23 protein-coding genes are annotated in these 23,868 nt (G+C 32.8%); 12 read left to right on the top strand and 11 right to left on the bottom strand.

All coding sequences use genetic code 11. The features are described 5' to 3' along the window. The 5 genes from PHR76_RS09705 to PHR76_RS09725 form a co-directional block, all read left to right on the top strand. Positions 1-196, top strand: a 196-nt coding sequence (locus tag PHR76_RS09705) for an IS3 family transposase (protein ID WP_300061657.1), incomplete at its 5' end; no start/stop codon positions are given. An 831-nt stretch (positions 197-1,027) separates the two neighbouring features. Next, positions 1,028-1,435, top strand: a complete 408-nt coding sequence (locus PHR76_RS09710) for a hypothetical protein (RefSeq protein WP_300061660.1) — start codon at positions 1,028-1,030, stop codon at positions 1,433-1,435. A gap of 272 nt (positions 1,436-1,707) precedes the next feature. Further along, entirely contained in the window at positions 1,708-1,902 is a 195-nt protein-coding gene (locus PHR76_RS09715; RefSeq protein ID WP_300061663.1) for a hypothetical protein, read from the top strand. Positions 1,903-2,638: 736 nt separating this feature from the next. Continuing rightward, positions 2,639-2,995: a helix-turn-helix transcriptional regulator gene (locus PHR76_RS09720; RefSeq protein WP_300061667.1), complete on the top strand. Its 357-nt coding sequence runs from the start codon at positions 2,639-2,641 to the stop codon at positions 2,993-2,995. A gap of 55 nt (positions 2,996-3,050) precedes the next feature. Continuing rightward, positions 3,051-3,833, top strand: coding sequence for a reverse transcriptase family protein (locus PHR76_RS09725; protein ID WP_300061669.1), 783 nt, complete (start codon positions 3,051-3,053; stop codon positions 3,831-3,833). A 169-nt stretch (positions 3,834-4,002) separates the two neighbouring features. On the opposite strand, the gene yajC is transcribed toward PHR76_RS09725, so the two are convergent. The 4 genes from yajC to PHR76_RS09745 all read right to left on the bottom strand — a co-directional run bounded on the left by yajC (position 4,003) and on the right by PHR76_RS09745 (position 6,992). Next, positions 4,003-4,278: a preprotein translocase subunit YajC gene (yajC, locus tag PHR76_RS09730; RefSeq protein ID WP_300061673.1), complete on the bottom strand. Its 276-nt coding sequence runs from the start codon at positions 4,276-4,278 to the stop codon at positions 4,003-4,005. A 12-nt stretch (positions 4,279-4,290) separates the two neighbouring features. Then, positions 4,291-4,854, bottom strand: coding sequence for a DUF1573 domain-containing protein (locus tag PHR76_RS09735; RefSeq protein ID WP_300061676.1), 564 nt, complete (start codon positions 4,852-4,854; stop codon positions 4,291-4,293). A gap of 10 nt (positions 4,855-4,864) precedes the next feature. Continuing rightward, a complete protein-coding gene (locus PHR76_RS09740; protein WP_300061679.1) occupies positions 4,865-5,809 on the bottom strand; it encodes a transcription antitermination protein NusB in 945 nt (314 codons plus the stop codon). Positions 5,810-5,888: 79 nt separating this feature from the next. Next, entirely contained in the window at positions 5,889-6,992 is a 1,104-nt protein-coding gene (locus PHR76_RS09745) for a Glu/Leu/Phe/Val dehydrogenase (RefSeq protein WP_300061682.1), read from the bottom strand. 201 nt (positions 6,993-7,193) lie between these two features. On the opposite strand from PHR76_RS09745, the gene PHR76_RS09750 reads away from it, so the two are divergent. Both PHR76_RS09750 and PHR76_RS09755 read left to right on the top strand, forming a co-directional pair. Beyond that, positions 7,194-8,954: an ABC transporter ATP-binding protein gene (locus tag PHR76_RS09750; RefSeq protein WP_300061685.1), complete on the top strand. Its 1,761-nt coding sequence runs from the start codon at positions 7,194-7,196 to the stop codon at positions 8,952-8,954. 69 nt (positions 8,955-9,023) lie between these two features. Further along, positions 9,024-9,401 carry a PUR family DNA/RNA-binding protein gene (locus tag PHR76_RS09755; protein ID WP_300061688.1) on the top strand — a complete coding sequence of 126 codons (378 nt, stop codon included), beginning with the start codon at positions 9,024-9,026 and terminating at the stop codon, positions 9,399-9,401. Positions 9,402-9,434: 33 nt separating this feature from the next. Here PHR76_RS09755 and PHR76_RS09760 read toward each other — a convergent pair whose 3' ends face one another. After that, positions 9,435-9,767, bottom strand: a complete 333-nt coding sequence (locus PHR76_RS09760; protein ID WP_300061691.1) for a tRNA-binding protein — start codon at positions 9,765-9,767, stop codon at positions 9,435-9,437. A gap of 91 nt (positions 9,768-9,858) precedes the next feature. Here PHR76_RS09760 and PHR76_RS09765 point away from each other — a divergent pair, with 91 nt between their 5' ends. Genes PHR76_RS09765 through PHR76_RS09775 form a run of 3 tightly spaced genes read left to right on the top strand, consistent with a single transcriptional unit; the run spans position 9,859 to position 13,112 of the window. Further along, on the top strand, positions 9,859-10,416 hold the full coding sequence (locus PHR76_RS09765; RefSeq protein WP_300061694.1) for a thioredoxin family protein: 558 nt from the start codon (positions 9,859-9,861) through the stop codon (positions 10,414-10,416). After that, the gene (locus PHR76_RS09770; RefSeq protein ID WP_300061697.1) at positions 10,417-11,838 is read left to right on the top strand and encodes a glycogen synthase; all 1,422 of its coding nucleotides are present in this window, start codon (positions 10,417-10,419) and stop codon (positions 11,836-11,838) included. Continuing rightward, on the top strand, positions 11,838-13,112 hold the full coding sequence (locus PHR76_RS09775) for a glucose-1-phosphate adenylyltransferase (RefSeq protein ID WP_300061700.1): 1,275 nt from the start codon (positions 11,838-11,840) through the stop codon (positions 13,110-13,112). Before PHR76_RS09770 ends, PHR76_RS09775 begins: the two co-directional genes overlap by 1 nt. Before the next feature lie 48 nt (positions 13,113-13,160). Here PHR76_RS09775 and PHR76_RS09780 read toward each other — a convergent pair whose 3' ends face one another. From PHR76_RS09780 to PHR76_RS09795, 4 genes are all read right to left on the bottom strand, one after another. After that, on the bottom strand, positions 13,161-13,715 hold the full coding sequence (locus tag PHR76_RS09780; protein ID WP_300061703.1) for a hypothetical protein: 555 nt from the start codon (positions 13,713-13,715) through the stop codon (positions 13,161-13,163). A gap of 107 nt (positions 13,716-13,822) precedes the next feature. Further along, positions 13,823-15,277, bottom strand: a complete 1,455-nt coding sequence (locus PHR76_RS09785; RefSeq protein WP_300061706.1) for an NAD(P)/FAD-dependent oxidoreductase — start codon at positions 15,275-15,277, stop codon at positions 13,823-13,825. 200 nt (positions 15,278-15,477) lie between these two features. After that, positions 15,478-16,197 carry a hypothetical protein gene (locus PHR76_RS09790; RefSeq protein WP_300061709.1) on the bottom strand — a complete coding sequence of 240 codons (720 nt, stop codon included), beginning with the start codon at positions 16,195-16,197 and terminating at the stop codon, positions 15,478-15,480. Between the two features lie 252 nt (positions 16,198-16,449). Next, on the bottom strand, positions 16,450-17,382 hold the full coding sequence (locus PHR76_RS09795) for a peptidylprolyl isomerase (RefSeq protein WP_300061712.1): 933 nt from the start codon (positions 17,380-17,382) through the stop codon (positions 16,450-16,452). Between the two features lie 104 nt (positions 17,383-17,486). Between PHR76_RS09795 and PHR76_RS09800 the strand changes: the two genes are divergently transcribed. Then, positions 17,487-18,287 carry a class I SAM-dependent methyltransferase gene (locus PHR76_RS09800; protein ID WP_300061758.1) on the top strand — a complete coding sequence of 267 codons (801 nt, stop codon included), beginning with the start codon at positions 17,487-17,489 and terminating at the stop codon, positions 18,285-18,287. 294 nt (positions 18,288-18,581) lie between these two features. Continuing rightward, positions 18,582-19,346 (top strand): Eco47II family restriction endonuclease, encoded by a 765-nt coding sequence (locus PHR76_RS09805; protein WP_300061715.1) that lies wholly within the window; start codon positions 18,582-18,584, stop codon positions 19,344-19,346. Here PHR76_RS09805 and dcm read toward each other — a convergent pair. Together dcm and PHR76_RS09815 are read right to left on the bottom strand one after the other, a co-directional pair. Further along, the gene (gene dcm / locus PHR76_RS09810; protein WP_300061718.1) at positions 19,322-20,566 is read right to left on the bottom strand and encodes a DNA (cytosine-5-)-methyltransferase; all 1,245 of its coding nucleotides are present in this window, start codon (positions 20,564-20,566) and stop codon (positions 19,322-19,324) included. The two genes, PHR76_RS09805 and dcm, sit on opposite strands and share 25 nt — an antisense overlap. Before the next feature lie 634 nt (positions 20,567-21,200). Then, entirely contained in the window at positions 21,201-23,690 is a 2,490-nt protein-coding gene (locus PHR76_RS09815; protein WP_300061721.1) for a T9SS type A sorting domain-containing protein, read from the bottom strand. Positions 23,691-23,868: the final 178 nt, after the last annotated feature.

A 23,868-nucleotide genomic window follows, 5' to 3' on the forward strand; every position in this document is an offset into this window, starting at 1 on the left:
AGCTGAGAGCTTTTTTAAATCATTAAAGACCGAATTAATTTATGGCAACAAACTCATAACGAAGCAACAAATGGAACTAGAAATCTTTGAATACATAGAAATCTGGTACAACAAAAAAAGACGCCACGGTGCATTGAATTACAAAACAATAGAAGAATTTAATAATCAAAACAACATTTACAAAAATGTCGCTTAACTTAAACTGTAATTTTTATTTGCATATCCACGTTTAAACATTAAACTTTAAACAAAAATCAAGCACCCTCAAAAATCAAACAGTGCAGCAAGAGTATCAAATTTCGGTTTCGGATAAAAAGCGTTGTTATTGTTTTTTGGTTTTTTTATCCGCCTCCAAAATTCGATACCCTTGCAGAAAAACCATCCTCCGAAACAAAAAAAGACATCCTCCGAAACAAAATTCATCTTTCAAATAGAATTAAATCGGAAGTGTTTTCATTGTTTTTTGAAGGTGCTTCCCATCTCCGTAGCAACAACATTAAACGTTTAAACATTAAACTTTAAACAAAAATCAAGCACCCTCAAAAATCAAACAGTGCAGCAAGAGTATCAAATTTCGGTTTCGGATAAAAAGCGTTGTTATTGTTTTTTGGTTTTTTTATCCGCCTCCAAAATTCGATACCCTTGCGGAAAAACCTTCCTCCGAAACATAAAATCCGACTTCCATAGAAAAAGTGTGCTCCGAATCAAAAAATAAAAAATAAAAAAAAAGGTAGCAAAGTTAAGTTCCGGGTTTACAAAAAAACAAGTTCAAGCCCTACGGGTTTTAAAAAAAATCTCCACCACCCCCTATCTTTTAATAACAACTTTTCTAGCAAAATTCATAATCCGACTTCCATAGGGGATATCAGGGTGGTAGTATTTTTTTTTAAAAAACTTGCTTTTTTGAAACCCTCCACTTGGCTAGACTGCTTTCTTTTTTTTTCTTTTTTTTCTTTTAAAAAATTTTAATGAAAAAGTGTGTCCAGTTCAGAAATCCTTTAAACGCCATGATATGATTAATTTTAAAATGAAACACCACGCAAGCGGAACAACCTACACAAACCCGCACTTTTTTATCCTTAACAAAGGATTAAACACAGGCAAACCAATGAAGCAATCCTGCCCGAATTGCTTTGTTATCATCTTCCAATGTCGCGAAGATTATGAAAATATGGAATCCATCTGCAGCAGCTTATGGAGAGTCAAATTCTGGCACCAGTTTTTAATCGGGTCTGTCATTCCGTACATTAGAATCAATGATTTTTCGAAAAATTTGAATGCTCAAGCCAATGAAATGATGGCTGATTTTGAAAAACATAAAAAAAATGTGGCAGTTCTTAAACTCCTAGAGGAAAAAGAGCAGCAATTCCATCAAAACATTAACGTCATCAATGATTTACGCCGTGTGATTTTGTATAGGTATTGTAAAAGGTAATTAAAACGCAAAAGCCTGGTCTGTCGACTAGGCTTTTTCAATTTGTTGATAACCCTCTATTTTGTTAATATTCTTTCATTTTAAAATCCATAAAAATTCATTTTAAAAGGTATTTTTGAAAATAAGTAAAGCTTAAACTCGAAGGTATGGAACACGAAATGATAGGCACTTGCAATTCTTGCAGCTACTCCAAAAGATTCAAATTTGGAGGTGGTCGCCTTAAATTTCAAAATGTGTGTTTAGGTCCGGCGATTAATACTAAAACGGGGAAGATGGAGACCATCAACTACAAAATGTATGACCCAATTGTGTACAAATTATACACAGATTATGAACTTCAATCCGAGCATCCGGAATACATAGATAAATTCAAATACGGAAAAATCACAATCCATCCAACAAGGAATTATTGCCCATCCTGCCACAACAAAATGTTCGATTTTTCTATAAAAGTGACTGTTGAATAAAAAACGAGTTTCATAATCAAGTGTTCCTAAAACAATAAGCAATCGAAACGTAATTAAATATTTATTTTTAAATTAATTTGAAACTATTTAATTTCATGATTGTAAGACCTAAATATAAGTTACCGTTATAGTTATTCTCTAGTGTTCAAAAAAAATCCAAAAAAATATATTTATTAACTGTCAGTAATATATTTTGTATATCTTTGTACTCAGTTCTTTGAAATATGTTTCGAGTCGGTACTAAGTGAAGTTCATTTGTAGTCTAAGTAATTAGATAACCTTTATAAGGTGAGTTAGCGGCATCAACCCCTCAAAAGTGTCATACGTCTTAAGCAATTAAAAGTTATTACGCAAAGAGATTAGATGTTGTTCAATCTGTTTCAAATTCTTTTTTGAAGCAGGGATATTTTAAGTGAGTGTAAGAGAACATTGTTTACGCATTTAGTTCGGACAGATTGGCAATGAAGCAGGACAATATTGTCCTAACTAAATAAAATTTCAAATGTCAAGATTAAAAAGAAATCGAAACATCGATAGTTTCATACTATGTATCGAAACTATTATCACAAAGAGCCAGTGTTCTCTTTCGGTAGAAGACTTAATTGTCTTAAATGAAGCAATTGCTAAACTTCAAAGTCTGAAAAGTAAAAAAGGGTTAACCGACAAGCATCTCAAACAAGAGATAGTTAAAATTGTTGAATTAATTTGTAAATTTTTCACTTAAAACAGATTTATCATGAAAACTTTAGTATTGACCTTTTGTAAACTCCGACGCTCCTTAAATTTTTCCAAAATATTAATCATGGATTTAGGCACAGTTATTAAAAATATTAGAAAAGAAAAAAGGCAAACTCAATCAGAGTTTGCCGCTTTATGCGGTATCACCCAAACTTATCTATCACAAATTGAAGGTAATCTCAAAGAGCCAAATCTTTCAACTTTGAAAGAAATAAGCTTGAATCTTGATGTACCCTTACCTATTCTATTTTTTTTATCATTAAATGATCAAGACATAAGTCCAGAGAAAAGAGAAGCCTTCGAAATTCTTAGTCCAACTGTAAAAAACTTTATCAGTGATTTCTTCGAAGTTTAAAAAATATCAACTAAAAAAGTTTGGTGCAATCATCGGGTTTTCACCAGAAAGGGTTTTGTATTTAATTGACAATGTTGATGTTTTTTATAGAGAATGGTTTGAAAAAAAGTTTGATAAGAAAAAAAATGATTTCAAAAAATATAAAGATGGAACGATAAAACAAAGAGTAATTAGACCTTCCTCAAGTGATCTGAAATTAGCACAACATCGAATAAAAAATAGAATTTTAACTCCAATTGAATTACCAAAAAATGTTCATGGAGGTGTAAAAGGTTGCAGTAATATTACAAATGCAAAACCTCATCAAGGGAAAAAATATGTGTTGACAACCGATTTACAAGATTTTTATCCTTCAATAACTTCTCAAAAGGTTTATGATACTTTTCTTAAATTAGGACACAGTAATCATTTTGCAGGATATTTATGCAAACTTACAACCTGGAAATATTCGTTGCCACAAGGAACTCCAACAAGTACTCACATTTCAAATGTTGTTTTTCTTCAGACGGATTATGAGTTAATTAATTTTTGTAATCTTCACAATATCACTTATACAAGATATATTGATGATTTGACATTTTCTTGTCAAAAAGACTTTCAGCATTTAATTCAAGAAATTTTAAACTTGGTAATAAACAGTGGTTTTAAAATAAGTTATAGAAAAACGAAATATTCAGGGAATCAAAACATCACGGGTATTGATGTCTTTTTAAATAAAATTGATGCTCCCCAAAAAATTAAAGAAAAAGCTGAATTGGAAATAGATTCTCCATTTAAACCAATTACAAATTATCTTAATAATATTCGGAAAACTAACAAGAACAAAGGCTATCTGTAAAAAGCGTCAAAAGCAATTGCTGGTTTTCGGTTGATTCTTAGTTTGTTTTTAAATTTTCATTTTTCTCCTAATTGACAAAACTCAGTCGACTAGCTACAACTGTGGACGTGTTATCAAAAAAAAGCCTGGTCTATTGAAGCATCGGTTTTTTTAGTTTAGATTTGAAAAACTATTTCTTTTCAGATAATTTGGCACTCATTTCCATTGAAATGGCAGAACGCTCCATTTTTAATTTTCCAGACATTGTTTCGATAACCACTGTTCCTTCAGAAACTTCTGCAATTTTACCGTGAAGACCGCTTTTAGTGATAATTCTATCGCCTACTTTCAGGCTACTTTCGTATTCTTTTTCTTGTTTGGCACGTTTTTGTTGTGGTCTGATCATAAAAAAATAAATGACCACGAACATTAATAAAAAGGGTAATAAAGACTGTAGATTTTCCATGTTTTAAATTTACTATTGTTTAGTTTCTTCTGTTTTTACTTTTGGCGTAACTTCGGCATTAATGGTTAATACTTCACGTGTACTTTGCGTATTAGCCGTAATTGTTACTGATTTTTGTTGTTTCCCGGGTTTTCCATTACTGTCAAAAGTAACTTTTAATTTTCCTGTTTTACCTGGTTTTATTGGTTCTTTAGGAAATTCTGGTACGGTACATCCACATGAACCTGAGGCATTTGAAATGATTAAATCGGCTTCTCCCGTATTGGTAAATGTAAATACCGTTTCTACTTTATCGCCCTCGTTAATCGTTCCAAAGTTGTGTTCTTTTTTTGCAAAAGTCATGGCTGGATATTTTCCATCTGCTGGAGCAGAAGGCGTTTGTTGAGCTTGGGAATTTGCTGTTGTTTCTGGCTGAACTGGTGCTGCTGGATTGGCTGCATCAACTACATTTGACTGATAATTCATTTGAACATCCGTGCTTTTTGGATCAATTTTGGAAAGTGCTTCCTCTTTTTTACACGAAATCAAAGAGGTAAAAGCACATAAAACAACTCCTAAAATAATTTTTCTTACCATAATTTAACTATTACATTAAACCGCGACCGGTTTTATTTAACTTATTTGTTTTTTGTAAATCTTTCACTAAATTATCGAGTACCCCATTAATGAAAATACTACTTTTTGGAGTGGCATATTCCTTTGCGATTTCAAGATATTCATTGATGGTTACTTTAATTGGAATGGACGGAAAACGCAAAAATTCACAAATAGCCATTTTCAACATAATGGTATCAACTTCAGAAATTCTGTCGGGATCCCAATTTGGCGTTCGATCAATATATTCTTTTGCCAACTCACTCTCATTTAAAACCGTTTTTCGAAATAAATCACGCCCAAAATCTTTGTCTTCTAAATCTTTATATAACGGCAAAACGTTAAACGACTGTTCGTTATCTTCCTCAATGTGTTTCAATTGTTTTAGCAAAAATGTATTCACTAACGGAATATCATCAACCCATGTCAATTTATAATCCTCTAAATAGTCATATAGCTTATCATTTGCCGCAATTAATTCGGTAAACATTTCTACTACAAATTTTCTATCACCTTCAAAAGATTGGTCTGGATTAGCTAAATACGCTTCGTAAAGTGCACTTTTTTTGATGTCTTCTAACAAAATTAAAATTAAATCATCATTCTGATTCCAATTATTAATTTTACGTTTTTCTAAAGCGATTGAAATAGAATTATTGTCTTCTAAAAACTGTAACACTTTATTACCACTAAACTTGCGATTTGGTTTTAAATCTTGTGGTGTTGCCAAATGTTTTTTAGATGCTCTTTCTAAGAAAAGTTCTTCTTTTTTTCTGATTTCAATAAGTGCCGAAATCACAATCAAATATAAATCCTGAATACTTTCCATACTTGAAAACAAGAATTTTTCTTCTTTTTCCAAATCCTCAGAACCACTTAGATGCATTGCATAAATAACTTGCAATACTTTTACCCGAATATGTCTTCTATTTAACACGTTGTAAGAACTTTTTTAAAAATTAGTGACGCCCCTAAGAGCGTCACAAAAATAATATTATTTTATTGGAAACAAATAATTATTTGCCATTTTCTTTCTTGCGTTGGTCAATTCTATTTTGAGCAATTATTAAAGCTGCTTGATGTGTTCCAACATTATTTTTCACGGCATAGTCAAATATTTCTAATGTAGTGTTATAAATATTTTCTGTTCTTCGCATTGCTTCTGCTTTGTCATAATGCTCAATTTCAGCATTTACATTGATGATTCCACCAGCATTTATCAAGAAATCAGGAGCATACAAAATACCACGTTCTCTTAAAATTTTGCCATGAATACTTTCATTTGCCAATTGATTATTTGCTGCACCAGCAACAATGGAAGCTTTTAGTTTAAAAACGGTGTCGTCATTAATTGTTGCCCCTAAAGCACATGGAGCATAAATGTCTACATCGGCAGAATATAAATCGGAACCTTTATAAATTTGAGCTCCATATTGAGCACTTATTTCGCTTAAGCGACTTTCATTAATATCAGAAATAGTGACAATAGCACCTTCTTTTGTTAAATAATCAACTAAAGTAGTACCCACATGGCCAATTCCCTGCACCAATACTTTTTTGCCTGCTAATGAATCCGAACCAAATTTATATTTTGCAGCAGCTTTCATTCCCATATACACGCCATAAGCGGTTACAGGTGAAGGATTGCCTGAACCACCACGAGATTCTGAAATTCCTGTTACATAAGGTGTCACATCGCGTACAGTATCCATATCTTCCGTTTGCATTCCTACATCTTCGGCGGTAATGTATTTTCCGCTTAAAGAATGTACAAATTCACCAAATTTTCGCATTAATTCTGGTGTTTTTTGGGTTTTAGCATCGCCAATAATGACTGCTTTTCCACCACCTAGGTTTAACCCTGTAATAGCAGATTTGTAAGTCATTCCACGAGATAAACGCAAGACATCATTCAATGCTTCCCATTCGTTAGTATAATTCCACATACGTGTACCTCCTAAAGCTGGTCCTAAAACTGTGTTATGAATACCAATTATTGCCTTTAATCCAGTATCTTTGTCATTGCAAAAAACAATTTGCTCATGGTTATCAAACGATATTTGTCCGAAAACAGGATCCATTTTTTGAAGTTCATTTGGAGTAGTTACTTCTGCTATCATAGTTAAAAATTTTAAAGTAAAAATTATGACTTTGTCAAAAAGACAGAGCAAAAGTAGGATTAAAATCAACTGAACACAATATTATTCGATAATTTTAGTAATTTGTTATTATTTTGCGCATTTACAGTAGAATCATTCATTATACAATTCTTATTTTTTTAACATTATTTCATCCGTAGAACTGCCCCATTTACAAAAACAATGAAAGAACTTCAGTATTTAAATAAATATTTTATCAAATATAAATACCGTTTTTTAACTGGTATTTTAATAACCATTGTCGCACAAATTTTTTCACTTTTTACGCCTAAATTAATCAGCAAATCGCTCAATATTATTGAGCAATATATCAAGAACCCAGTTCAAGATACTTCGGTTATTAAACACGAATTACTTTTCAGCCTTGGTTTAATTGTTGGTGCAACTGTAATCGCTGGATTTTTGACTTTTTTAATGCGTCAAACGTTAATTGTGATGTCTCGTCATGTCGAATTTGATTTAAAAAATGAAGTTTTTCAACAGTATGAACGGCTTTCGCAAAGTTTTTACAAGAAAAGTCGAACAGGAGATTTAATGAATCGGATTTCTGAAGATGTGGGAAAAGTCAGAATGTATGTTGGTCCAGCCGTAATGTATACCATTAATACGTTTATTCGTTTTACAATTGTGATTATTTATATGTATAATGTATCGCCCAAACTTACGTTGTATACTTTACTTCCATTACCACTTCTCTCCTATTGTATTTTTAAATTAAGTACCGAAATCAATAAAAGAAGTCGAATTTATCAAGAAAACCTATCTAATTTATCCAGTTTTTCTCAGGAAATTTTCTCTGGAATCCGTGTCATCAAAGCCTATGCCTTAGAAACACAAAACAATACTACATTCTCTAATTTATCAGAAGAAAGTCGCTCAAAAAACATGAATTTAGCATTTGTCAATGCCATGTTTGGTCCTTTAATGCTGTTATTAATCGGAATGAGTAACTTAATCGTTATTTATTTTGGTGGAATGATGTATATTAATGGAACGATTCCGAATCTAGGAACTATTGCCGAATTTATACTATATGTCAACATGCTTATTTGGCCAGTGGCATCTATCGGCTGGGTTTCCTCTTTGGTTCAAGAAGCAGAAGCTTCACAAAAGCGAATCAATGAATTTTTGAAAATTGACCCTGAAATTCAAAATAACAATCCGAACCCAACGCCTATTCAAGGAGCTATTTCTTTTGATAACGTAAGTTTTACTTATGAGGATACAAATATTCAAGCGTTAAAAAAGGTGAGTTTTAGGGTAAATAAAGGCGAAACTTTAGCGATTTTAGGAAAAACAGGCTCAGGTAAATCAACGATTTTATCGCTAATTTGTCGGCTATATGATGTTGAAGCAGGCTCCATTACCATGGATGGAACAAAGTTGTCCGATTTAAATTTGTATGATTTACGAAATAGCATTGGTATTGTGCCGCAAGATGCTTTTTTGTTTTCGGATAGTATTAAAAATAATATCAAATTCGGAAAAGAAGATGCCACAGACGAGGAAGTTATCGATGCCGCCAAAAAAGCAGTCGTTCATAATAATATTATCAACTTTAAAAAACAATATGAAACTATTTTAGGCGAACGCGGAATTACGCTTTCTGGCGGTCAAAAACAGCGTGTTTCTATTGCCAGAGCGATTATTAAAAACCCTGAAATTTTACTTTTTGACGACTGTTTATCAGCCGTAGATACGGAGACAGAAGAACAAATTTTGAATAATTTATTCGAAATTTGCAAAGACAAAACGACAATTATTGTGAGCCATCGCGTTTCTTCTGCTAAAAATGCAGACAAAATTATCATTCTAGAAGACGGAGAAATTTTACAACAAGGAACTCATTCTCAATTAGTAAATCAAGAAGGTTATTATAAAGAGTTATATCTAAAACAACTTTCTGAAAAAGAATTGTCATAATTGTTTGATAATTCAAATATTTTTTAGATTTTTGATTTACACTTACAACACTAAATTGACAGAAAGATTATGAGAGAAAATGAAATGTTAGAAAAAGACGAAATTTTTTCTAAAGTTTTAAGAGCTGGTAGAAGAACGTATTTCTTTGATGTTAGAGCTACCAAAGCAGATGATTATTACATCACGATTACAGAAAGTAAGAAGTTTACCGAAGAAGACGGTTCTTTTCACTTTAAAAAACACAAAATTTATTTATATAAAGAAGATTTTGTAGCCTTTAGAGAAATTTTAGACGAAATGACTTCGTATGTCTTAGATCATAAAGGCGAAGAAGTAATTTCTGAAAGACATCAAAAAGATTTCAAAAAAGAATTTATTCAAGAAGAATCAGATTTAAATGGAAGTCCGAAAGCCAGTTTTACAGACATTAATTTTGATGATATTTAAAAACACAATCCCTTCCAAACGAAGGGATTTTTTTTATCCTATTCGCAAGCCATTTTCAACCTTTAAGTCCGTTGACAACAGTACAATATCATTATCAGTACCAACAGAGCCTAAAACCAGACATTCGCTCATAAATTTCCCAATTTGTTTGTCAGGAAAATTAACCACTGCAATGACTTGTTTTCCTACTAACTCTTCTTTTTTATAGCGTTTGGTAATTTGTGCAGATGTTTTTTTTATTCCAAGTTCTTTCCCAAAATCAATTTGCAATTGATATGCAGGTTTTCGAGCTTCAGGAAAATCATTTACTTCTAAAATGGTTCCCACTCGCATTTCTATTTTTTCAAATTCTTCCCAAGTTAACATGACTATTTTTATGATAAAATTAAAGCTTAAAAATAAGAATACTTCCTCAAAAATCACTAACTTTAACACTAACTTTTATTCGTTTCTTTTCATGGCACAAACTGCATCCAAAATGATTCCACTCGGGTTTATAGCTCCTAATTTTTTATTAAAAGACACCAATTCAAGTGACTTTTTTACATTTTCAGATTGTAAAGGTGAAAAAGGAACTTTAGTGATGTTTATTTGCAATCATTGTCCGTATGTAATTCATGTTATAGACGAAGTGGTCAAAATCGCGAATGATTATCGCGTTCAAGGAATTGGAATTGTAGCCATTTCTAGTAATGATGTGGTGAAGTATCCGCAAGATAGTCCAGAAAACATGTCGGAATTTGCTTTTGAAAACCGTTTTGAATTTCCGTATTTATATGATGAAACCCAAGAAGTTGCCAAAGCGTTTGATGCCGCTTGTACGCCTGATTTTTTTCTTTTCAATCTCCAAAATAAATTGATTTACCGCGGTCAATTGGATGATTCTCGTCCCGGTAACGGAATTCCATTAAGCGGTAGCGATTTAAGAAATGCAATCGATAGTCTACTCTATAATCGTCATTTAAACGAAGTTCAAAAACCAAGTATAGGGTGTAATATTAAATGGAAAATTTAAATGGAAATAATTCATATTAGTGCCGAATGCTATCCTGTAGCAAAAGTGGGCGGACTCGCCGACGTGGTTGGAGCTCTTCCTAAATATTTAAACAAGTTAGGTCATCATGCCAAAGTGGTAGTACCCGGTTATGACACCAAATTTGTTCATGAAAATGAATTTGAAAAAATTCACCAAGGTTTATTAAAGTTAGGATGGTTTCAGTTTTCGTATACCATTCATAAAGAAAAAACAAATAAATTAGGGTTTGAGCTCTACTTAATTGCTATTCCTGAATTATTTGACAGACCAAATGTTTATTCGTATGAAGATGACAGTGAGCGATTTACCGCATTTCAAGTCGCCTTTTTAAATTGGTTAACCGAGACCAATCAACAGCCAGCTATAATTCATTGCCACGATCATCACACGGGTTTAATTCCGTTTATGATGGCTCACGCACCGCTATATGCTCATTTTAAAATGATTCCCACTGTTTTAACCATTCACAACGGACAATATCAAGGTTGGATGAGTTTTGACAAATTGGCCTATTTGCCACAGGTTTCTAATTCCCGTTTAGGTTTTTTAGAATGGAACGGAATGATTAATCCCTTAGCTTCTGCGATTAAATGTGCGTGGAAAGTAACTACTGTCTCGCCAAGTTATTTAGAAGAATTGAGTGAAAAAGCCAATGGATTAGAAAATTTATTGCGTTTTGAACGTCCGAAATGTGTGGGTATTTTAAATGGAATTGATACGGAAGTTTGGAATCCAGAAACCGATGAGATGCTTAAATTCCATTATTCGGTAAAAAATGTAAAAGCGGGAAAAGAGAAAAACAAAAAATGGATTTGCGAACAGTTTAATCTTGACGTTTCTAAGCCTCTTTTCACCTTTATTGGACGGTTTGTTAGCGAAAAAGGAGCCGATTTATTACCAGAAATTTGTAGTATTGCTTTAAATCGAAATCCAAATGAAATCAATATTTTAATCTTGGGTTCAGGCGATCCCGCTGTAGAACATCATTTAAAACAATTAATTCCATTTTATACTGGAAATTATAATGCGTACATTGGTTATAATGAAGCTCTCGCCCATCAAATTTATGCCGCTGCCGATTATTTACTGATGCCTTCTCGCGTTGAACCGTGCGGATTAAATCAACTCTATGCGTTGCGATACGGCACTATTCCAATTGTTCGTCGAACGGGCGGATTAAAAGATACGGTTTTGGACATTGGCGATGGCGGATTTGGAATTTGCCATGACCACGTGAGTGTTTATGATGTCAATCATTCAATTACCCGTGGAATTGATTTATTTAATGACAAACCTACCTTTCAAGCTGTACAAAAAACAGGTATGCAAATTGACCATTCTTGGGAAAAAGTGGCCAAAGAATACCTTAGCCTATATGAAAGTTTAAAAAATTACAACTAATGAAAAAAAGCACTTTAGCCATCATTTTAGGTGGCGGACAAGGTTCACGTTTATATCCGTTAACGGAAAGTCGTTCAAAACCAGCAGTTCCAATTGCTGGAAAATACCGATTAGTGGATATTCCAATATCAAATTGTATCAATTCTGATATTTCACGCATGTTTGTTTTAACGCAATTCAACTCGGCTTCGTTAAATCAACACATCAAAAATACCTATCATTTTAGTTATTTCAGTTCGGCTTTTGTCGATATTTTAGCCGCAGAACAAACGCCAGACAATCCAACTTGGTTTCAAGGAACAGCCGATGCCGTGCGACAATGTATGCAACATTTCTTAAACCATGATTTTGATTATGCCTTAATCCTTTCGGGCGACCAATTGTATCAGATGGATTTTAATTTAATGATTGAAGCTCATCAAAAAAGTGGAGCAACCATTACCATTGCAACACTGCCCGTTTCTGCAAAAGAAGCTCCAGAATTCGGGATTTTAAAAACCGATTCAGAGAGTTTTATTTCTTCTTTTATCGAAAAACCTGCAGCAGAATTATTACCTGATTGGACTTCAGATGTAAGTGAGGAAATGAAACGGGAAGGCAAACATTACTTAGCTTCGATGGGAATTTATATTTTTAATCGGGAGTTACTCATCGAATTAATGAAAAACCCAAATACGAAAGATTTTGGTAAAGAAATTATTCCGCAAGCCATTGGTAAAGAGAAGATTTTAAGTTATCAATATGAAGGATATTGGACAGATATCGGAAACATTGACTCCTTTTTTGAAGCTAATTTAGGATTAACCGATGCAATTCCGAAGTTTAATTTATTTGATAATTCCAGTAAAATCTATACGCGTGCTCGCGTGTTACCTCCGAGTAAAATATTAGGCAAAACCTATATTGAACGCTCGATTGTGGCAGAAGGTTGCATTTTAAATTCGGCTACAGTAGTTCATTCCGTTATTGGAATTCGTTCGCGTGTTGGAGAAGATTCAACCGTGCAAAATTCGTATGTCATGGGTAGCGATTATTATCAAAATTTAGATGAAATAAGCTCCAATAATCACCGAGAAATCATCAATATAGGAATTGGAAAACGTTGTTTTATCAATAATACAATTGTAGATAAAAACTGCCGAATTGGTGATGACGTTTATCTAAATGGCGGACATCATCTAAAGGACGAAAACACTCCTTTATATTCCATTAAAGAAGGAATTATTGTGGTAAAAAAAGGGGCAATTCTTCCCAATGGTTTCCGAATAGAATAATATTATAAAATGAATCTAAAAAACAACCAATAAGCGGCATAGTAAAGCTTAGTGGTTGTTTTTTTTGTTCAAAATAACTTCAACAGGACGATTTGTTCGTGGTCCAAATTGTTGAGCTTGCCGTTCATTTTCTGAAGAGCACAACACAAACATATTAAACGGATATAGTTGAATGATTTGGGTTTCAAAATGTCCTCCGTTTTCTTCTTGATCGATGTCTTCAATCTTAACTTGAAATTGATCAGCAGGAAATGTAGTCACAATTGACAACAAATAATAATCTTTCGCAAACGGAAAAAACCATTTTCCGTCGGTTGCATTTTGTGCTACCTTTTTATTGTTGCTATCAATTTTATAATTAGGTGTAAAAAGCAAGGGTTTATTATTGTTTACCCAACTCCAACGATTGTTTTTATTAATCACTTCTGCCCCACTGCTGTCCACGATGGTTATTCTGAGATTTTGGATATTATCTGCTTTTCCATTTTCATGGACATTGAGGACTAAATAAGAAGTAAAATCGTAACCGCAATGAGGAACGCCAATCACTTGTGCAGTTGTAGAAAATCCTGTTAGAAATAAAAAAATTAAAAGTGCTCTCATGGTATCGAACTGATTTTGTAAAGATACAAAAGCAACTACTAAACCAAAAACAATTAGTATTTGGTTAATACTCTTTTTACTATTGATTTATGAATCATCTTAGAAACTTACTCTTCGTTTTTGTAGTGTTTTCCTCTTGGTTGATCACTTTCATAAAGTACGAGTTCAGAATGTAGATATGCTGCTGCATTGGCCGAATCTTTAACTTTTACAGCACTACGAGCGAGCATTTCTGTTTCAAATTCGGTTAGAACAGTTTTTCGGATGCCTACCGCTTTCCATTTTGATGCAACTTGGCACCCTTTCGCAATGCCACGAGCCAAGGCAAGTGCGTCTAACAAGGCTTGATTTGCACCTTGTCCTTTAAAAGGACTCATCGGATGAGCAGCATCACCAAGTAAGGTGATTTGCTTCTCTTTTTCAAGTAATTCAGGTTGTAATACTGTTCGATCATAAACCGGATAGCCCGAAATTTGCGAAACCAAAGTTGCTTTTAGAATTTCAGGAATCGGATCGTGCCATGGTGTTCGCCGAATTGCTTCTGCCTTCAAAGCAGCATTCCCTTTTGAACTTATGGCTTTTGCTTCTTGCTCAGACATCGGAAAACTGAGTTGCCACATCACCGAATCTTTAGTAAATGGCATCATATAAATTCGTTCATTTCCGTTTCCTGTTTGAAATACAGTAGCCGAATCTAATAATGAACTTTTACTGTTTTTTAGTGCAGACAAAGAACAAATTCCCAATATTACAAGGCAATCTAAATACCGCAAAGGAGAAATTGCCTCGCCAAGTAGAACATTTCGCAACGCACTCCGAATACCATCAGCACCTACAACTAGATCAGCTTTAGCTATTTTACTTTTTCCGTCGACTTGAAATTTTAATTCAACCGTTTCATCTTTAAGCACTTTGTAATTCACAAACTGATGCCCCCACTGAACAGACTCATGTCCACCAAGTTGTTGAAGCAAAGCTAATCGCAAGGATTGCCGTGCGATATGAATATTTGTTCGCTTGGGTGATTTTTTTGAGTCGGATGGCATCCATTTTCGCATTCCCCATTCTCCAACAACTTTTCCTTCTGGCGTATGAACCAAATGTCTAGTTGAAACTATGCCGTTCTCTAAAGAAAATATTCCGAATCCTTCCATCGCTTTACTGGCTTGTTGCAACGTTAGTCCATAACCTTGTGATCGTTCTTCGAAGTTGGCGTCTCGTTCAAAAAGTGTAAATGGAATTCTGCGATGCAAACAAGCAACTGCCAAAGCAACTCCACCGATTCCTGCACCAATAATGGCAACATGCGGATAGTCATCTGAATTGCTTATTGGCGGATTAGCATCTTGAAACAAACCTGAACCAGCACAATGTAAACAAGAACTTACATGTGCTTTCGGACGAATTGGAGCTACACCTTTAGTTTTGGAATTTTCAAATTGCTCAACTTCTCTTTGATAATTTAAACGTACTTTCTTGCGAAGCTTTTGGCTTTTTTTGCCGCTTCCTTTACAATTTGGACAAACTGCCCAGTTAATCGCTTCATTTTGCACGTTTTTCACTTATTTTAATATTGACTTACTGTACTATAATTGGCAATTTGCTGGTAAATATAAGGTTTATTATTATTTTGATGGTACAAAAAAAGCATTCGATTTCGAATGCTTTTTTGTTAAAATATAAGGTGTAGTACCTATCATCTTATGAATGAGTAAAAGCATTGAAGCTAACACTACACAAATTACAAACTACTTACTACTTATTATGGTAAATAATCATAAAGCACGGAATATTGGTCGACAAATCCGTCTTCTTGTACAGTAACTTGTGATGAAATTGGATATTTATCTGCATTATACACATAACTTACATCAATTCGTGCCACTTCGATGTTCGTTTCATCTCGAATTATAACGCTAATTGGGTTATTGACTGGCAAAAGCAATTTGGCTAAAATAATCTCTGGACTTGCCGCTATCATACTAAAATTTAACTGTGTATTATTCAAAACATCAATAATTCCTGCTGCATCTAAAGTATAATAGAAAGCGAAAGGATTTGTGTCATATGTAAGTGTAGCCTTGTAGGTGTATCGTTCGCCGGTGTAATAGTCATCTTCATACAATTCTAAAAGCGTTGGATTTCCCTTTGAATCATATCCTAAAATATCACCAATTTCATAAGCCTGGTGAATTGTTCCCATTATTTCACTTGTGAACAGTGCATCTCCACCTCCCGAAATTTTATTTAAACTTCCATCTGTATTGTATGTAAATGCATTAATTTGTTGACCATCCGATGCTGATAAAACTTTTTTATCACCGTTATAAGTAACCGTAGAAACATTTGAATCGCCATTTCCAGCGGTGGTGATTTTGGTAATATATTTTTTAGCAACATTACCATTTGCATCATCAAATCCATCATCACTACTGCAGGATACCATCACTCCAAGAACTACTAAGAAGAAGAAATTTTTCATAAATATCGTATAAATTTTGTTAAAATCAAGCAAACTTATCTTATAAAAATAGACTTTGCAAATATTGTTAATAACTTCTAAAACAGTGCCTGACAACAGTGGTTCACCATTTTTTGTAAGCAGCAAATTATGTATCAAAAAAAATAAAAAAAGCATCCGATTTCAAATGCTTTTCAATTATTTGCTTTGTAAATAGTCCGTTTTTTGTCGATACGTTTAAAAAAACCTACGTACATCCTACAACCTACAACCTTATTTAACGTCCATCAATTCTACGTCAAAAATTAAGGTTGCGTCTGGTGGAATTACGCCACCCGCTCCGCTTGAACCATAACCTAGATAGGACGGAATGACAAAACGAGCTTTATCGCCAACTTGTAATAATTGGATTCCTTCATCCCAACCTTCAATCACATGACCTTTTCCTAATGGAAAATCAATTGGTTTTTTACGTTTATAAGACGAGTCAAAAACTTGTCCATTTTCTAACGAACCTTCGTAATGAACTGAAACTGTTTTACCTTTTTCGGCTTGTTTTCCGCTTCCTTTTTGAATCATTTTGTATCGCAAACCGCTTTCTGTTTTTTCAAAACCAGCAGCAATTTTTTCAAGTGCAGCTTCTGCTTTTTGTTTTTCTTCTACCATTCTTTTTTCACGTGAACCTTCAAAGTTTCGAAATGCTTCAATCGCATTCCACTTTTGAGCTTCCTCGCCAACACGAACAATTTCAATCGATTCCAACATATCGCCTTGTGCAATAGCATCAACAATAGCTTGACCTTCTATCACATTTCCAAAAACAGTATGTTTGTTATCTAACCAAGGCGTAGCCACGTGTGTAATAAAAAACTGTGAACCATTCGAACCAGGTCCAGCGTTTGCCATAGACAAAACGCCTGGCGTATCATGGCGTAAATCAGGGTGAAATTCATCATCAAATTGATAACCTGGCCCTCCCGTTCCTTGACCTTGTGGGCAACCACCTTGAATCATGAAATCAGCAATTACACGGTGAAATTTTAATCCGTCATAATACGGTTTTCCCATTGGTTTTGCTTCATTTTCTAATTGTCCTTCGGCTAAACCAACAAAATTTCCAACCGTTCCAGGTGTTTTATCATGCGTTAATTTAACTGTTATTGTTCCTTTTGAGGTATTAAATTTAGCGTAAATTCCGTTTTCCATCATTTTTTGTTTTAAAATAAAGTGCAAAATTACGAATAAAAAAACGGAATACTAAATTCAAAAATGGCTACTTTTGAAATTCATACCTCTTTTAAAGAAAAATCATAAAAGTAGAAGATAATTACATCCGCATAAATCAAGAAACATGGAACCACAAAACAAAGTTTCATGTAGAATCTGATTTTTATGAAATGGAAAATTTCAAAAACGGAAAATCGTCGTTAAATCAAATTGAGCTTTCACTTTTGGGCGATGTGGAAAATAAAAAAATCCTTCATTTGCAATGTCATTTTGGACAAGACACGCTATCCCTAGCCCGATTAGGTGCTGACGTTACGGGTGTCGATTTTTCCGAAGAAGCTATTGCTGTAGCAAAATCATTAGCAGAAGAAATGCAACTAAACGCTCGTTTTATTTGTTGTGATGTGTATGAAACCTTGGCTCACCTTGATGAAAAATTTGATATTATTTATACCAGTTATGGCGTTTTAGGATGGTTACCAGATTTAAATAAATGGGCGGAAATTGTTTCTAAATTGCTAAAACCAGGTGGAAAAATCGTGTTGGTAGAATTTCATCCGATGGTTTGGATGTTTGATAATGAGGTTAAAAACATTGTATACAGTTATTTTAACGTAGAAACTATAATTGAAGAAGAAACCGGTACTTATGCGGATAAAAATGCTGCTTTAACTACAAAAACAATTACATGGAATCATCCCATTTCTGAAGTTTTACAAGCGATGCTAGCAAATGGTTTAACGCTAAATTCTTTTGAGGAATTTGATTATTCACCTTATAATTGTTTAGGCGAAATGGAAGAATTTGAGCCTAAAAAATTTAGAAGCAAACAGCTTAAGCATAAGATTCCGTTGGTTTATGCGGTTGTTGCGACTCGAAGTTAAAAATTTTATGAAGAACAGATGATTAAGCGAATTATGTTTATTCCCGAATAAATAAAATAGTTCAATTTTTAATATATTTGATTGATATTGAATAATAGACAAAATGTGAAAAGCAAATAGTTTGAGTTGAGGAAGTTGAAAACGTTTGTAGAGCAAAGCGTTAATTGAGAAACTTGGTGTAACGGTTTTTCCCACAAACGAACAATTTATCACTTTAAAATCTTAGAAAATTGATCTTTTGAAAAATCCAAATTAAGTTCATAGTTTAGCAAACAAAAACAAATTTAAAGAAACATGAAAAATAAGTATGTTGATTTTATTTCTGATAAACACTTTCTAGATTGCATTGCAAATCTTCATTTCGCCTACTTAAAAGCTAAAAACAACATTACGAAAAAGAACTTTTATACAAATAAAGTTGATACTATAAAGTTAACTTTTGATTCTGAATTTAATACGATTGATGAAGAAAGTTTAATTCAGGCCGAAATATTGCGACAAATAGACAAATCCATAAATAATTCTATAGGTACTTTTCATGAACAAATACTGGGTGGGATTAAAGGTTTTGAAATTGGAAATTTGAGTGGATTTGATATAAAAGCGACAGATGACACATTGTTTGCAGATATAAAAAACAAACACAACACTATGAACAGTAGTTCCGCCGAAGCTCTTTTTCAAAAACTTTCAAGATATGCAGATGACTACAAAAAAGCAAAATGCTATTGGGTTCAAATTTTAGCAAAAAATAGTTTTTGTGAACATTGGAAAGGAGATATTAATGGAAAAGAGTACAGCCATAGTCGTGTTTACAAAATTTCTGGTGATCAATTTTATGCATTACTTTCAGGAAAAGAAAACGCACTATTTCAGCTATATAAAAGTCTTCCAGTTGCAGTGAAAGATTACCTTAATTCCATTGAAAAAAACCAATCTGTAAAAGAAAATTCTGCATTAGAAGAAATCAAAAAAGAAACCAAAATTTCAAAAAGGACAATTATAGATCAAATAACCTTTGAAAATTATAGTTACTATTTAGGTTTTGACAAATTGTAATATTTGTTCAAAAACTTCACGATAGAGTAACCAACTTCTTTTCCTAAATTAACCGGAACAGCATTTCCAATTTGTTTATATTGCTGAGCAATAGAACCTTCAAATTTCCAATCATCAGGAAAAGTTTGAATTCTCGCATATTCTCTAACTGTAAAAGGTCTAGTTTCTTCGGGATGGCATCTTTCGGTTTGCTTTTGTGCTGGACTACAAGTTAAAGTCAAACAAGGTTCGTCCCAACCTATCCGCCTTGCAATTCCGGTTTTGCCACCGCCGAGATGAAAACTTCCACCCATAAATTCTTTTTGAATATCTAAAGGTAAATCACGCCAGTAACCTTTTTGTGGAACCAAATCTAAAACATCAATTTTACTTTGTGGATATTTTGAACCTCCAGATTTTGGAACATCACAATCAAATAATTCTCCTTTTTTTAAAGCATCTTTTAAATTGTATATTTTCTTATATGGTTTTGGATAGTCAAATTTCAAATCAATATCTTTTCTAATTCCTACTAAAATCAGTCGTTCTCTTTTTTGAGGAACATTAAAATTAATTGCTTTTAGAACTTGAACCGGAACAACATTATAACCTATTTCATCTAAAATAGAAATCATTCCTTGGAGTGTTTTACCATTTTCATGGCTTAATAGTCCACGTACATTTTCACCAATACAAATTGGCGGATTTACTTCTTTTACAACTCTAGCAAACTCATAAAACAACGTTCCTCTTGCGTCGGACAGCCCAAGTTTTTTTCCAGCATAACTAAATGCTTGACAGGGAAATCCACCAGTTACAACATCCACTTTATTTGTATATTCCACAAAACTAAACGATTTAATATCTCCTTCTAAAATATTCCAATTTGGACGATTTGTTCTTAATGTATTACAAGCCCATTTGTCAATTTCATTTAAAGCAACACATTTCAATCCAGCTTTTTCCATTCCAACTGCTAATCCACCTGCTCCAGCAAATAATTCTAAAACATTATATTCATTATGTGGTTCAATATAATTTGATGTTATTTCTTGAATATTATCATCCAAGAAATCTGCAAATAAAGTGTCAACATCAGATTTTCTGTAAACCCTATAATTACTCATAGGTTCACGAACGGCAATTAACTTTCCTTCTTTATCCCAACGTCGCAGCGTTTCTTTACTTTTACCTATATATTCAGAAGTTTCTGAAAGCGTCATATATTCATCCATAACCAAGTTGCTTAACCTTACACAATGGTTACAAATTTATACTAAAAAATGGAATATACAAGTGAGAATCAAGAAATGATTCAACTTCATTTATTTAATTTTACAGCTATATAAATTTTACTTCTTCTAAAACAGCACAATGCTCTGTAAATTGTTTATAAATTCCTAGTAAATAAAATTTCTCTTACCACAGGAGTATCCCTATTTCGCATTAACACAATAAAAAAACCTGTTCTCTTCCGTGTGCATCAAGTGTTAAAAAAATCTATTTTTTATTATATTTGATAAATGTCTTAGACCAAAGAAGGTTATGTCATCAGAGATTAAAGTTTGGCAAATTATATCACTCAACAATAGCTGATTGGATTATTGTGTCTTCAACAAAACGCATAAATAAAACTTATTATTTCTTCGTAGTTGAAAACGTTTGCAGAGCAAAGTGTTAATAGAGAGACTTCGAGGAGCTGAAGTTGATATTTTTAGGTTTTTGAATAACTTAAAAGGTATGTTAAATCAATTTTAAAAAAAAACACGCCAATAGAAGTTGAATAGACAATAAAATGTCTACCTATATCTCATCCTAAAAGAAATTACAATTAATTTATGGCCGGAAATAAACTCATTCGGAGATTGACTGTACTTATTTTTTAATAATAATCCTGTTCACTATTCCTTTTTCGGTATATATTTTTACAAAGTAGTTTCCTGTTTTTAAAGCATTCAGATCTACCTTATTTTCATGAACCGAAACCAACTGTAAAATTCTTCCATTTAGATCGTAAATGGCCACTTTTAACACCTGTTCATTCGTACTAAAATGTAAAAAATCTAGCACAGGGTTTGGATAAAGAACCATTGTTTTAGCATATTCATTTTCATTTAATCCCAACGCATTTTGAATGATTGTACTATAATTATTAGTTTCTATCGGAAAATTATAGTCAAAATAAATTGATGCAGCATTGCTAAAAAAATCGCCAAGTACTAAACTTGATTTTGTTTTAATTTTAAAAACCACATAACCGTCGTTGTTGGCATCATCAAAAGGCAACTGTATTCCTTCAAAAAGAAATTCAACTTTATTGCCATTAATTCTTGTAACAAAATCGTGACTAGAACCAATCGGAACCAATGAATTAACATCAAATTTATCCACATCAATCATGTCTTTTACAACAATATTTTCGGCTGGATAGGTTCCGGTATTTTCAAAGCGAATTAAATAATGTACATATTCACCCACGCTACTTGGCACGATTGTCTTGCCTTCTAAACAAGTTTTATCATTTGGATCAAAAGAGCCAACAACAACTTGATTTAATAAAAAAATGTTGTCATTTGGTGTTTCATCGGTGTTTAAAGTGGTAATAGTTGCCGAATAATCAAGAATATCATCAATTTCTACAGCTGGAATATCGGTAGGAGCGTTTACATTAAACTTAACTTCAATCAATCTAGTTTCAAAAGGTTGTAAATTCGTATAATTCCAAGTAAACGTATTTGATGTTTCATTATCATAAATAGGATTTACTATCATTAAATCTAAAACAGTTCCATTATAAGTAAACGAGATAGTGCCGTTTTCTACTTGATTTCCTTTATTTTTATATATAATTTCATACTTTGCATCAAAACCTGGACGAGCAGCGTTAATAGGAAGTATAACAATTTCAACATCAGAATGTAAACCATTGGCTGTGACACAAAAATTTTGAGTAAACGGACTCACTTCCGCTGGGAAATCAACCGTGAAATTTGGTGGATTAATATTGAAATAACTCGGATTTTCTAGGTTTGGAGTAATAGTAAAAACACCAGTTCCCACAGGAATAAAATAATTACCCGATTCATTAGCAATGAAAACACTTTGGTTTTCGTTATCGGAGATGGTAAAATTCAGATTTTTATAAATAAAATCATTGCTATCACAACCGTCATTTGTATAATCTAGCAAGGTGTTTCCTGTAATTTTATAATAAGTTCCACCCGGTGTAAAAGTGCAGTAAGAGTTAACATGACAATTACTAAAATTATAGCTATCAATCAAAAGTTGTAAATACTCAATATCCTCTTCGTCGGCACAAATATATTCCAAGTTAGAATTATATTGAATATATAAATCAATCCATTCTGGAATACCATTTTTTAAATTTAAAGTGGTTAGTTGCTCATTATTATTACAATGTAATTTATTCATCGCAATACATTGAGAAACATCTAAACTGATTAAGTTGTTATCATTACATCGCAGTTGCATTAAAGAAGTAGATTGCGAAAGATTAAGAGTAGTTAATTGATTAGAGTGACAATCTACGTATTCTAAATCAACAGATGGCGTAAAATCTAATGTGGTTAATTGATTAAGTTCGCATCTAAGATAGGTTAATGACGAGCAATCTGTAAGAGCTAAAGTTGTTAAATTGTTATTATAACATTGAAGCATTTGCAAAGCTGAACATCCAGCAAGATTTAAACTAGTAAGCTCATTAATGTTACATTGTAAATTCAAAAGCCCATTACATTGCGAGGCATCCAAACTTGTGATATTATTATAATAACAATGCAAAATTTGCAAAGCAGGAGATTGCGTAATAGTTAAACTAGTTAAGCTATTATTAGTACAATACATTTTTTGTAAAGATGTACAAGGTGTTACATCCAAATTTAGTAATTGATTATTACTGCAATCAAAATCAAGTAAAGTAGTACAATTGGATAGGTTTATGGTGGTTAAATTGTTAAATTCACATCGCAAATTTAGTAGAGCCGTATTTTGACTTACATCTAACGCAGTTAAAATATTACCATTAATTCGCAACGACTCTAAGTTTGTAAAAGAAGAAATACCTGTTAAATCGCTAATATTTGAATTTTTTAAATCCAAGCATTTAATTGCTTGTGCTTCCGAAACTTGAATTTCTCCATCACCATTGGTGTCGACAGCATGAGAGCCAAGTCCACTCCAATTATTATAAAACGCACTATAAACTGCGGCGTTGGTTGTAGCGTAAAAATTAGTAGAATTAGCCGCCAACAACTTCGATTTAAAATTGGCATCTGGAATATTAACAATCTGAGCAGAACAATAAGCAGTGAAAAGAAATAAAGTAAAAAGTAATTTTGCTTTCATTTGATAGTTATTATAAGGTAAGATTGTTTTTTATAAACCAATAAATAGGATTAATCTTTTTGTTGTTTTTGGTTTCCAAATGTAATTAAAATTAAGGGAATGCATAACATTATTTTCTAATTGCTTTTTAAGGACCAAGTGGGGATAGGTTAAAAGCAAATAACTCCAGCTATCCTAG

It is taken from the genome of Flavobacterium sp. (assembly GCF_028689845.1).
Lineage (GTDB): Bacteria > Bacteroidota > Bacteroidia > Flavobacteriales > Flavobacteriaceae > Flavobacterium.